11 protein-coding genes are annotated in these 12,189 nt (G+C 39.8%); 3 read left to right on the plus strand and 8 right to left on the minus strand.

What is annotated here, in order from left to right; all coding sequences use genetic code 11:
* Positions 1 to 24: 24 nt before the first annotated feature.
* From ADH81_RS08270 to ADH81_RS08280, 3 genes are read right to left on the minus strand one after another with little or no spacing between them, the layout of a single operon-like run.
* Complete coding sequence (locus tag ADH81_RS08270; RefSeq protein ID WP_049528109.1) at positions 25 to 1,506, minus strand: UDP-glucose--hexose-1-phosphate uridylyltransferase; 1,482 nt, start codon at positions 1,504 to 1,506, stop codon at positions 25 to 27.
* Positions 1,506 to 2,165, minus strand: coding sequence for an HAD family hydrolase (locus ADH81_RS08275; RefSeq protein ID WP_049528111.1), 660 nt, complete (start codon positions 2,163 to 2,165; stop codon positions 1,506 to 1,508). Before ADH81_RS08275 ends, ADH81_RS08270 begins: the two co-directional genes overlap by 1 nt.
* Positions 2,166 to 2,176: 11 nt before the next feature.
* A complete protein-coding gene (locus ADH81_RS08280; RefSeq protein ID WP_049528122.1) occupies positions 2,177 to 3,355 on the minus strand; it encodes a galactokinase in 1,179 nt (392 codons plus the stop codon).
* Between the two features lie 168 nt (positions 3,356 to 3,523).
* Here ADH81_RS08280 and ADH81_RS08285 point away from each other — a divergent pair, with 168 nt between their 5' ends.
* Positions 3,524 to 4,531 (plus strand): LacI family DNA-binding transcriptional regulator, encoded by a 1,008-nt coding sequence (locus ADH81_RS08285; protein ID WP_049528125.1) that lies wholly within the window; start codon positions 3,524 to 3,526, stop codon positions 4,529 to 4,531.
* 58 nt (positions 4,532 to 4,589) lie between these two features.
* On the opposite strand, the gene ADH81_RS08290 is transcribed toward ADH81_RS08285, so the two are convergent.
* Both ADH81_RS08290 and ADH81_RS08295 read right to left on the minus strand, forming a co-directional pair.
* Positions 4,590 to 5,627, minus strand: coding sequence for a zinc-binding dehydrogenase (locus ADH81_RS08290; RefSeq protein ID WP_049528128.1), 1,038 nt, complete (start codon positions 5,625 to 5,627; stop codon positions 4,590 to 4,592).
* Between the two features lie 79 nt (positions 5,628 to 5,706).
* Positions 5,707 to 6,609 carry a cation diffusion facilitator family transporter gene (locus ADH81_RS08295; protein WP_049528130.1) on the minus strand — a complete coding sequence of 301 codons (903 nt, stop codon included), beginning with the start codon at positions 6,607 to 6,609 and terminating at the stop codon, positions 5,707 to 5,709.
* A gap of 133 nt (positions 6,610 to 6,742) precedes the next feature.
* On the opposite strand from ADH81_RS08295, the gene ADH81_RS08300 reads away from it, so the two are divergent.
* Together ADH81_RS08300 and ADH81_RS08305 are read left to right on the plus strand one after the other, a co-directional pair.
* Complete coding sequence (locus tag ADH81_RS08300; RefSeq protein ID WP_049528135.1) at positions 6,743 to 7,279, plus strand: TetR/AcrR family transcriptional regulator; 537 nt, start codon at positions 6,743 to 6,745, stop codon at positions 7,277 to 7,279.
* 86 nt (positions 7,280 to 7,365) lie between these two features.
* Entirely contained in the window at positions 7,366 to 7,782 is a 417-nt protein-coding gene (locus ADH81_RS08305; RefSeq protein WP_049528138.1) for a pyridoxamine 5'-phosphate oxidase family protein, read from the plus strand.
* 176 nt (positions 7,783 to 7,958) lie between these two features.
* Here the strand turns inward: ADH81_RS08305 and nifJ are convergent, their stop codons facing one another.
* From nifJ to ADH81_RS08320, 3 genes are all read right to left on the minus strand, one after another.
* Positions 7,959 to 11,618, minus strand: coding sequence for a pyruvate:ferredoxin (flavodoxin) oxidoreductase (gene nifJ / locus ADH81_RS08310; protein ID WP_049528141.1), 3,660 nt, complete (start codon positions 11,616 to 11,618; stop codon positions 7,959 to 7,961).
* Between the two features lie 119 nt (positions 11,619 to 11,737).
* The gene (gene eutM / locus ADH81_RS08315) at positions 11,738 to 12,013 is read right to left on the minus strand and encodes an ethanolamine utilization microcompartment protein EutM (protein WP_049528144.1); all 276 of its coding nucleotides are present in this window, start codon (positions 12,011 to 12,013) and stop codon (positions 11,738 to 11,740) included.
* A 22-nt stretch (positions 12,014 to 12,035) separates the two neighbouring features.
* On the minus strand, positions 12,036 to 12,189 hold a 154-nt coding region (locus ADH81_RS08320; RefSeq protein ID WP_049528150.1), incomplete at its 5' end, for a BMC domain-containing protein.

Here is a 12,189-nt window from a genome sequence, read left to right on the forward strand (position 1 = left end):
AGACTCTACGCAAGAGAGAAGCACTTATTCGGGCAAAATACCAACCTGCTCTACAAAGCGCATAAAGGCAGCTTGTCCTTCTTCTGTTTGCTTGTAAACTCCTGCATCTTCCAAAACTCGAGCAAAGATTTTTCCAACAGATTCTTGGACGATATTAAGAGCTTGGTCTTTGTCAGTCAATCCAGGATGGGAATCTTTCAATTCATCCGCCCATTCTTGGTGATAATCTGCAACTGAAACATCCTCTCCGACTAGATAAGCTGCTACTTGCTCCACTTCTTCCTTCAAGCGTGGTGGCAAGATTGCCAAGCCCATGACCTCTATCAAGCCGATATTTTCCTTCTTGATATGTTGGACATCCTTGTGGGGATGATAGATACCATCTGGATGCTCTGGAGATGTTTGATTGTCCCGCAAGACCAAATCTAACTCAAACTGTCCATCTCGTTTACGCGCAATCGGTGTGATAGTGTGATGCGGTGTTCCATTACTTTCTGCCAAGACCTGTACACTTGGGTCTGAGTATTGACGCCAAGCCAGCAAGATTTTATCCGCTAGTTCTGTCAAATCCTCTTTAGAATCTGAAGTTAGTCGAATCACAGACATAGGCCACTGAACAATCCCTGCTTTGACAGTTTCAAAACCTGCAAAGGTAAAACTCTTCTGTAATGGCGCCACTTCCATTGGGAATACATGGCGCCCACCTTGGTAATGATCATGGGTCAGGATGGAGCCACCCACGATTGGCAAATCAGCATTCGAACCAGCAAAGTAGCCTGGAAATTGCTCCACAATTGCTAACAAACGTTCAAAACTTTGGCGACTAATGGCCATAGGACGATGCTTGCTGTCTAGGAAAATACAGTGCTCATTAAAGTAAGCGTAAGGCGAATACTGGAAGCCCCACTCCTGACCAGAAATATCAAAACGTATAATTCGGTGATTGCTTCTAGCTGGATGATTGACACGACCATGATAACCTTCATTCTCCATACAGAGCTGACATTGAGGATAGTTGCTCGACTTGACCAACTTAGCTGCCGCTATCTCTTTTGGATCCTTTTCAGGCTTAGAGAGATTGATGGTAATCTCCAGTTCACCGTAGTCAGATGGTACACGATAAGCAATATTCTTTGCGATGGCCTTCAGTTTGATGTAGTCATTCTTCTGACTGAGTTGGTAGAAATCTGCAATTGCCTGCTCTGGTGACTGGGCATAGGTATCCCAAAAATCACGATTAACCTGACTTGGACAAGGGGTTACCAAGTCCATGAGGTCAGCACCGAGAATCTCACGCGCAGCCTGACTATCTTCAATCGTTTCCAATCGAACGGCTTCCTCGACAAGCTGATCTTTTAGTTCAATCAAATCATCTTGGTCAGTCTCAACTTCAAAAACTCCATCTCCCACCAGTGCTAAAACACGATTGGTCAGGTAAATCCGATCCAACTCTTCAAAGCTACTTTCTGCAATAACTTTGGTCACAAAATTTTCTACTAAGGTCACTAGAAAACCTCCTTCTGACTTTCTAAATAGTCTCTAACAGCATCCAAATCCTGAAAAACTTGTTCTGTTTTATTTAAGAAAGACTGTGCTGGTATTTTTAAATCTGGAATACAAATAACTGGAATCCCAGCTCTAGATGCCGCTTCAATCCCTGCTTCACTATCCTCTAGTACCAAGCAATTCTCTGGTAAAACGTTCAAATCGCTACAGGCCTTTAAAAATATATCAGGGTAAGGTTTGCTTCGCTTTACATCTTTTGCAAAAACTAAATGGTCAAATAGGGACAGTATACCATTGCTATCCAAGATCATTTTAGCTCGAGATTCAACACTTGATGTTGCTAAAGCGATTGGAATGCCTTCTTTTTGCAAATAAGTAAGCAAATTTTTAGCACCTTTTTTTAAATTTACACCTTGAGCTAAGATTTGAGCTTCCAGTTCATAAACTTTAGCCAAGGTTTGGTCAAAGTTCCAAGATAAATCATAGGTGTCCAAAAATCGTTGAACATTCTCCTCTTCCCTATGTCCACTGTAGTCTCTAGAATAAGTTTCTTCTGTGAAAGGAATTCCAAAATCTCTAAGCAATTCTTGATAAACTTTTAGAGAAATGATTTCAGTATCGGCTAATAAGCCATCTAAATCAAATATTACAGCTTCCATATCCTTCTATCCTAATCTAAGACGCGAGTACCACCTGCAACTTCAGCGATATAGAAGCTTGGTGCATAGCCAACTACTTCTTCGTAGTGCTTGCCAACAGCTTCTTTAAAGTTTTCAACCGCATCTTTTTGAACCAAGGCAATAGCACAACCACCAAAACCTGCTCCTGTCATACGAGCACCAAGAACACCTTCTTGAGCCCAAGCTGTATGAACAAGGGTATCTAATTCCAAGCCAGTTACTTCGTAATCGTGCTCAAGAGAAACATGCGAAGCATTCATCAAACGACCAAACTTATGTAAATCTCCTGCTTGAAGTGCTGCTTGCGCCTTAAGGGTGCGTTGATTTTCTAAAACGGCATGGCGAGCACGTTTCAAACGATTTGCGTCTTTGATGAGGTAGCTGTATTCATCAAAAGCCCATTCATCCAACTCACCTAAAGTCTGGATATCCAAGGCAACTTGGAGTTCTTCCACTGCCTTTTCACATTCAGCACGGCGTTCATTGTATTTAGAATCTGCAAGTTCACGGCGCTTATTGGTATTCATAATCACAACGACATTGTCTTTCAAATCAAGTGGAACCAAGTCGTATTCTAGAGTGTTAGTATCTAGGTAAATAGCGCGTTGGTCAGCACCCATACCGATAGCAAATTGGTCCATAATACCAGAGTTCACTCCGATAAAGTTATTCTCAGTTAGTTTTCCGATTTTTACTAAGTCTAGACGGTCCAATTTTAGGTCAAAGAGGTATTCTGCCACGACACCAGTCAAAAGCTCCAAAGATGCTGAAGAAGACAAGCCCGCACCATTTGGGATATTCCCAAAGACATAGAAATCAAAACCTTTGTCAATCACATGCCCAGCTTCTTGCAAGAAATGAAGGACACCTTTTGGATAGTTGGTCCAGTTGTGCTCTTTCTCAAACTTAAGGTCAGCTAGAGGAACTTCGATAATTCCTTTATCCTCAAAGTTTGCTGAGTAGAAACGCAAAACTTGGTCATCACGCTTACGAGCAGCCCCATAGGTTCCGAGTGAAATAGCTGCTGGAAAAACATGCCCACCGTTATAGTCAGTATGCTCCCCAATCAAGTTGATACGGCCTGGTGAGAAGAAGGTTTGATCCGCTTCTTGACCAAAAACAGCAAGAAAATCCTTGCGAAGTGCTTCAGCAGTAAGATGTTGTGTCATATGAATTCTCCTTTTACGAAATATTAGGTAAAAAAGTTTATCCTGTAATCGTTTTCTTCTATTGTACCCAAGGGTTTTGCTTAGGTCAACATTTTTACCGATATTTTACTAAACTATGAGTAAAAAGGAAGAAAAATATGCTATAATAACCTAAAAAGGAGGGGAATTATGGCTACACTCAAAGATATTGCTCAGCTAGCCTCTGTCTCGATCGCAACTGTATCCCGTGTCCTCAATCGCGATCAGAGTCTATCTGTCACAGAAGAAACCAGACATCGTATTTTAACCGTTGCCGAAGAACTAGGCTACACCAAACATCTCAAAACAGGTGAATCTCATAAACTCAAACAGAAAATCGCTATCATCCAGTGGGTCAGTGAACAGGGAGAGTTAGAAGATCTCTACTACTACCAGATTCGACTAGGAATTGAAAATAGAGCACAAGAATTAGATTACGACATCTTGCGCTATTTTAATGACCAGCCTTTCACGCTTAGCGAAGAAGTGATTGGGATTCTTTGTATTGGGAAATTTAGCCAAGCACAGATTGCATCATTTGAGGAATATCACAAACCCCTAGTATTTTTAGACAGTGATACGATTGCTCTTGGTCATACCTGTGTCATTACAGATTTTTATAATGCTGTTAGACAGGTTGTTGATTACTTTACAGATCATGGGCTTAAAAAGATTGGTATCCTATCCGGTCTTGAAACTACTACTGACCAAGAGGAAGTCATCGCAGATAAGCGTTTAGATTACTTTATATCCTATACGCAAGAAAAAGGAATTTATAACGAAAAATTCATTTTCCAAGGCTCATTTACTGCCCAATCTGGGTATGACTTGATGAAGGAGGCTATCGAAAAATTAGGAGAGAAACTTCCACAGGCTTTTTTTGCAGCCAGTGATAGTTTGGCAATTGGTGCCCTTCGTGCCCTTCAAGAAGCCAGCATCAGCATTCCAGAGCGCGTCAGCATTATTTCCTTTAATGATACCATTCTAACCAAGCAAGTGTTCCCACCACTTTCCAGTATTACAGTCTACACCGAAGAAATGGGACGCACAGGAATGGATATTTTGAACAGAGAAGTCCTTCACGGCCGTAAAATCCCAAGCCTTACTATGCTAGGAACCAAACTGACTTTAAGAGAAAGTACTTCGCATGAAGGATAATAGTTAAACATAAAAAATCCTAATAGAGATTCTCAAATCTCTATTAGGATTTTCTTTTTTAATCCATCACAATCATAGACTTGATAGTCTTACGTTCATCCATGTCCTTATAAGCTTGGTCGATATCTTCCAGTTTATAGCTTGAAGTAAAGACACGACCCGGATTGATATCACCGTCAAGAACTGCTTTTAATAAAACTTGTTTATCATAAGTAGTAACTGATGCTGCTCCACCTGCCACTGAGATATTTTGGGCAAAGGTTGAACCAAGGGCACGGTTATTGTAGTGAGGCACACCGACAAATCCCATGCGCCCTCCATTATGGAGTACACCTAGTGCTTGTTCAACAGCCGCCTCAGTACCGACACATTCGAGAGCTGCATCTGCTCCACCACCGAGAATTTCTCGCACCTTGGCAATGCCTTCTTCACCACGTTCAGCTACGACTGCTGTCGCGCCTGACTCCAAGGCCATTTGTTGACGATCTTCGTGGCGACTCATGAGGACGATTTGTGATGCACCACGCATTTTGGCTGCGATAACCGCACATTGACCCACAGCACCGTCACCGATAACGACAACCTTGTCGCCTTTTTGCACATTAGCAACACGCGCTGCATGATAACCGGTCGGCATGACGTCAGCCAAAGTCAAGAGAGACTTGAGCATGCCTTCTGTATAGTCAGATGGTTGCCCAGGAATTTTAACAAGTGCCCAATTGGCATAGTGGAAGCGGATGTACTCAGCTTGGACACCACCTGACCAGTTAGTGCCAATATGGCGGTCACAAGTCCCATCATAACCAGCACGACAGGCATCACACTGACCACAACCATGAGTGAAAGGCGCGATGACAAAGTCACCTGGTTTTACAGTAGTGACAGCCTCACCAACTTCTTCGACGATTCCGATAGCCTCATGACCACTATTACTATGTCCCTCTTCGATGTCTGGATTACGGTAACTCCAGAGGTCGGAACCACAAACACAGGTACGGACAATGCGGATAATAGCATCATCTGGCGCTTCGATCTGTGGACGTTCCACTTCTACTAGACCCACTTGCCCAGCTTTAGTATAAATTGCTGATTTCATTTAAAAATTTCCTCTCTCTATGTAACTACCTTTAGTATACACTTTTTATTTAGCTTTCGCTCACTTATACTACATCTCATTAATGATGATGTTCCTGTCCATGACTTTGACCTACTTCCAACTCCTCAATTTTTCGCTTATGGGCTTGATGAGTTGCTAGGTCTGCATCAACCTCAATGGTGATATTTTGGAAACCACAATCTTTGAGCAAGGTTCGAATGGATTCTTTACAAACCTCCATCTTTTCGATTTCTTTTAGACAAACATGGACAATGGCATTTTTTTCCAAACCATCCATGGTCCAGAGGTTTAGCTGATTAATACTAGCAACGTGATCAAGTTGCTCCAAGTCGCTCATTACTTGCTTGATATCCACTCCTTCTGGCACAGCATCCAAGAAAATCTTGAGAGTAGACCAAAAACGTGGAATGGCTTTTGACAAGATAAAGAAGGAAATGACAAGCGACAAGAGAGGATCTAAGATATACCAATCCGTAAATCGGAGAATAATTGCCATCAGGATGACTGCTATCCAACCAAGGGTATCTTCTAGAAAATGCAGGCTAAGAATAGATTCGTTCTTTGTTTTTCCTTTACGAACGACAAGACTGGCTAGCACATTAATGCTAACAGCAAGGATTCCTAGCCAGAGGATTCCCTCATCATTGACAGGTTGTGGATGAAAGAGTTTCGTTATATTTTCCAAAATAACCAAAACGGACCCTGTCATAAGAATCACAGCCGTTACCAAGGCTCCTAAGAGACTAAATCGTTTGTAACCCAAGGTGTAATGACTATCCTCTTCACGATTGGAAATTGTTTCAAGAACGGCTGATACCCCAATTGCGATTGCATCTCCCAAATCATGGACAGAGTCAGCAAGAACAGCACTGGAACCAAACACTCCACCAGCGATAAACTCGACAATGGCATAACTCAAATTTAAGAAAAAAGCTAGCCAAACCGCACCTTTCGTTGTCATTTTTTCATCCTCCTTTGGTATAATAGTAGTATAAATATTCCCTTTACTAGTATTATCTCTTACTCCGAAAAGAAAGGATAGGGGCAAACTGTTCTCTTTGTAAGTTACTGAACAATTTGTTCAAAGTGTCCATATGACTAGTCAAGACCGCCGCATTACCAAGACACGAAAAGCTATCTATACTGCTTTTTTACAATTATTGAATCAAAAAGATTACGAAACTATCACAGTTCAGGAGATTATAGACCTGGCAGATGTTGGTCGCTCCACCTTTTACAGTCACTATGAGAGTAAGGAATTACTCCTAGATGAGCTCTGTCGTTATCTCTTCCATCATCTTTTTGAACGTGAAGGAAATATATCTACAGAAGCTTATTTGTCCCATATCTTTTCACATTTTAAGAAAAATCAAGACCACGTCACCAGCCTCCTTTTCTCAAAAAATGACTACTTCCTCCGTCAATTACAGAAAGAATTGGAGCACCATGTTTATCCCATGGTCGCAGAGGATTTGCAAGTTTCTTATCCTAATATTCCTACTTCCTACCTCAAACATTTTGTAGTAACTAATTTTATCGAAACACTAACCTGGTGGCTCAAAAAAGGAAAATCTTATACAGAACAAGAAATCATCTTATTTTACTTAGAGACTCTAAAAGTAGATTTCTAGTCACTATGAATCAAACTGAATTTCTCTCTATTTTCAGGCAATCTGCACAAGTTTATAACAAATCATTTAAACAAGGAGGTATTATCATGAATACCAAACAAGAATTTTTATCTATTATGGCTCAGCAGCCTCAAATTGCTCTTGCCACAGCTGTAGACCAACTTCCTAATGTTCGAATCTTAAATTTTTACTATGACCCAGAAAAACATATTCTCTACTTTGCCACAGTAAAGGGAGAAGACAAAATTAAAGAAATGAACTTAAATCCTCACATAGCTTTTACGACTATTCCTCACTCAGGAAATAAACATGTCAAAGCAAGAGGCATTGCTAAACAAAGTCAACTCACTATTTTTGATTTGGCTGATTGCTTTATTGCTAAAATTCCTAGCTACCAAGAAGCAATCGAACTCGTTGGATCTGATCTAGTTTTATATGAGGTTTCATTTGACAGTGCAATTGTAGCTAAAGATTTAACAACTATTGAAAAAATAACATTTTAGTTAATAAATCTTTGTTCTTAAAAGAGGATTCAAAACGACTAAGAAATTTATACTTCGGCAATCATACCACAAAAAGGGGCAGAATAAGTTTTGAGTAAACTTATTCTGCCCCTTTCTTAGTTCTAGGTTCCAGCAGTTCTTAAATAGTATTTTCAGCAATCATACATTTTTTGCTATTAAAGATCCAATGTTTTCAGAATATCATCAATTTCATCTTGTTGTTGACTTATTTTTGAAACTAATGCACTTTGTTTATCTATGACTTTAGCGACCTCTTTACCTCTACTCTCTTTCTCTAAAAAGCTATCATAGTCTCCTGAAAGTTTGGCATAGTTTAAAAATCTTCTCCTAGCTTGAGCAACAGTTAACTGATATAATTTCTCTGCTTCTTTTTTATTGACTATTCGAAGTGCCGAAAAACGCTCTTGTTTTAACATGAAAGAAATCATATTTTCAAACTTAGGACGTTTAAAATCAAGTATCATCGGACATTTATTTTCTTTAGTCAGTGACGGATTAAATCGATACAGAGACCAATAACCTGAATTAACTGCTTCCTTAGCTTCTTCGATCGTTCTACTCATTCCACCTTCAAGTCGATGCGTAATACACGGGACATAGGCAATAATGATAGATGGTCCTGAATAATTTTCTGCTTCCTCAAAAGCTTTTATTACTTGAATTGGATTTGCTCCATTAGCAACTTGGGCAACATAGACATTACCATAAGTCATTGCAAGCATACCCAAATCTTTTTTTGTACTATGGTTTCCTGCAGCAGAGAATTTTGCAATCGCCGCAGTAGGAGTCCCTTTAGATAAGTGGCCACCTGTATTCGAGTACACTTCATTATCTAATACTAAAATATTGACATCAGCACCACTTGCTAATACGTGATCCAGTCCTCCATAACCAATATCATAGGCCCAGCCATCACCACCAACAATCCACTGTGATGGTTTGACAAATAAATCTTTATGAGAATACAATTCATTTAGAACTGGTGTAGTTTTCGAGCATTCCTTTTCCAAAGCTTGTTGGAGCTTCGCTGCCCTTGCTCTTGTTCCTTTGCCTTCACCAAAATGTTCAATCCAGTCTCTCATCAACAAATTCAAATCATGACTAGCTTCATTTTGAGCTTTCTCCATAAGTCTTATGAGTGATTTCCGTCGTGTGTCATTTGCAATCATCATTCCATAGCCAAATTCAGCATTATCTTCTAATAGAGAATTGCTCCATGCTGGACCACAACCTTTTTGATTGGTTGTATAAGGTGTACTGGCTCCTAGTGCCCCCCAAATAGAGGAACAACCTGTCGCATTCGCCACAACCATCCTATCTCCAAACATCTGTGTCAGCAACTTAACATAAGGGGTTTCACCACATCCTCCACATGCTCCAGAAAATTCTAGTAAGGGCTGTTCAAATTGTGTATAAGCAACCGTTCCAGGTTTTCCTGGGTTCTCTTTTGCTCGCAAAGTCATAGAAAATGCCCAATTGATAGCTTGTTCTTTTAGTTTTTTTTCATTTTCTATACTAGAAATCATCTTTAATGCTTTTCCCTTAGATGGGCAAGCTTGTACGCATAGCTCACATCCAGTACAATCTTCAACAGATACTTGAATTCTATACATCAAACCATCTTTGCCTTTAAAATCCTTCACTTTATACCCTTCAGGCGCTGCATCCAGTTCATCTTCTTCGACTAAAAAAGGACGAATTGCTGCATGAGGACAAACAAAGGAACACAAACCACATTGAACACAGTAATCTGGATTCCACTCGGGAACTTCCCAAGTTAGCGATTTTTTCTCCGTAGCCGTACCACCTAACGGAAGGCTTCCTGCTACCATTCCGTTATCAATTAATTGTCCAACGGAAATAGCACTTCCTTTTAGGCGACTAAACGGTTCTTGAATTTGTTTTTTAAAGTGATTTCTATAATTCCCTTGTTTTTTAGGGAGATCTTCACAAGTCCCCCACTCAGGAGGAATCGTAATTTTTTCTAGAGCATCTATAGATAAAGCAATGGCTTTTAAATTCTGACTCACTAACAATTCTGATTTCTTTGAAAAAGCTTTAACAATTTCATCTTCCATTGCTTGCTGCGCGATATCAAAAGGTAATACACCTGTTAGTTTGAAGAAGGCAGCTTGCATGCTAATACTAAATTTCCCTGTCAATCCTGCTTCTTGAGCGATTTTAAAAGCATTTATAGTATAAAATTGAATTCGATTATTTGCTATAAATCTCTTCATTTTAGCCGGCAATCGTCTTTCCAACTGCTCTTTACTCCACGGTGTATTTAGTAAGAAAATCCCCCCTGGTTTTAGACCTTCTAAGACATCATATTGTTGTAAATAAGCCGGCATTGTGACACCAATGAAATCAGTTTGTTGAGTTAAATAAGTGGATTTGATTGCATTTTGTCCAAACCTTAAATGGGAAATCGTAACCCCTTCTCTTTTACGAGAATCAAAATAAAAATAAGCTTGTACCTGTTTATCCGTTTTTTCACCAATAATATGAATCGTAGATCGATTCATACTGACTGTCCCATCTCCACCTAATCCCCAAAATCTAACTTGGTATATATCAGAAGGAGTTAAGTCAATCTCTTTTTCTGTTTCTAATGATAACTTTGTTACATCATCTTCAATTCCAATTGTAAATTGTTTTTTAGGAACTTCTTTTTGTAGTTCTTTAAATACTGCAATAATCTGGGAAGGTGTTGTATCCTTAGATCCAATTCCAAATCTTCCTCCAATAATTCTCGGTCTATTCGGATAATCGTAGAGAGCAGCTTGAACATCTAGATATAGTGGTTCACCCAATGCTCCTGGTTCCTTAGTTCTATCTAATACAGCAATAGAATGAACTGTAGCTGGGAGTTTCTCTAAAAAGCAATTTACTGGAAAAGGTCTATAGAGATGTACTTGAAGCATTCCCACCCTTCTTCCAAGCTGCATCAAATAATCCACAACTTGTTGAATAGTAGAGGAAACAGATCCCATCGCTATAATGACTTCTTGTGCTTCTGGATGACCATAATAAGTGACCAGATCATAGTTTGTACCCTGTAGTTCGTTAATTTTTTTCATATATTTTTGAACCACAAATGGAACAACTTGATAATTTCTATTAACTGTTTCTCGTTGTTGAAAATACAAATCAGGTCCTTGATTTGTTCCTGAAACACTTGGATGATTCGGATTCATCCCTCTTGATTGGAAAATTTCTAAAGCCTCTTGATTGATTAATTTTTTTAAATCATCTGTCTGCAAAACATTGATCTTTTGGGTCTCATGACTCGTTAAGAAACCATCAAAAAAACTAACAAATGGGATTGAACATTCAAGAGTGGCTAAATGAGCAACAGCTGATAAATCCATAACCTCTTGAACCGTTCCTTCTGAAAGAAGAGCAAAACCAGACTGACGGATTGACATGACATCACTGTGATCTCCGAATATACTGAGAGCATTTGTTGCAACTGATCTTGCAGCCACATGAAAGACCGTTGGCAACAACTCGCCAGCAATTTTGTACATATTTGGCAACATGAGTAACAAACCTTGGGATGAAGTAAAAGTAGTAGTCAATGCACCTGATTTTAGAGAACCATGTATGAAACCAGCAACACCAGCTTCTGACTGCATCTCCACTACTCTCATTTTTTCACCAAAAAGATTTTCTCTCCCCTCAGCTTGCCAAATATCTACAAGCTCTCCAATACCAGAACTTGGAGTGATTGGATAAATACCAGCCACTTGACTAAATTGATAAGCAATATAAGCTGCGGCTGCATTCCCATCCATAATTTCTTGATGTGCCATCCTATCCTCTCCTCCTGACTAGTATTTCTTTCTACACTTGTAAAAAAGCTCATCCCAAGTGTTTGGGATGAGCTGTAGTTAACTGTAAAACAGTACTATTCGATTTCCCAAAGTTACTTTTAATGTGGTAAAATCGATTCCACTTCCGTATGTGGGCGTGGGATAACGTGAACTGATACCAGTTCACCAACACGTTGAGCTGCAGCTGCTCCAGCATCTGTTGCTGCTTTGACTGCACCAACATCACCACGTACTAGAACTGTGACAAGACCGCCACCTACATGTTCTTTACCAATTAATGTTACGTTGGCTGCTTTCACCATTGCATCTGCTGCTTCGATTGATCCAATCAATCCTTTAGTTTCAATCATTCCTAATGCTTCTGAAGTGCTCATATCTAGGTCCTTTCTTTTTAGCTTAATGTGGTAAAATTGATTCTACTTCTGTATGTGGACGTGGAATAACGTGAACTGATACCAATTCACCAACACGTTGAGCTGCAGCAGCCCCAGCATCTGTTGCTGCTTTGACTGCACCAACATCACCACGTACTAGAACTGTGACAAGACCG

The organism is Streptococcus pseudopneumoniae (assembly GCF_001072925.1).
GTDB lineage: Bacteria > Bacillota > Bacilli > Lactobacillales > Streptococcaceae > Streptococcus > Streptococcus pseudopneumoniae_Q.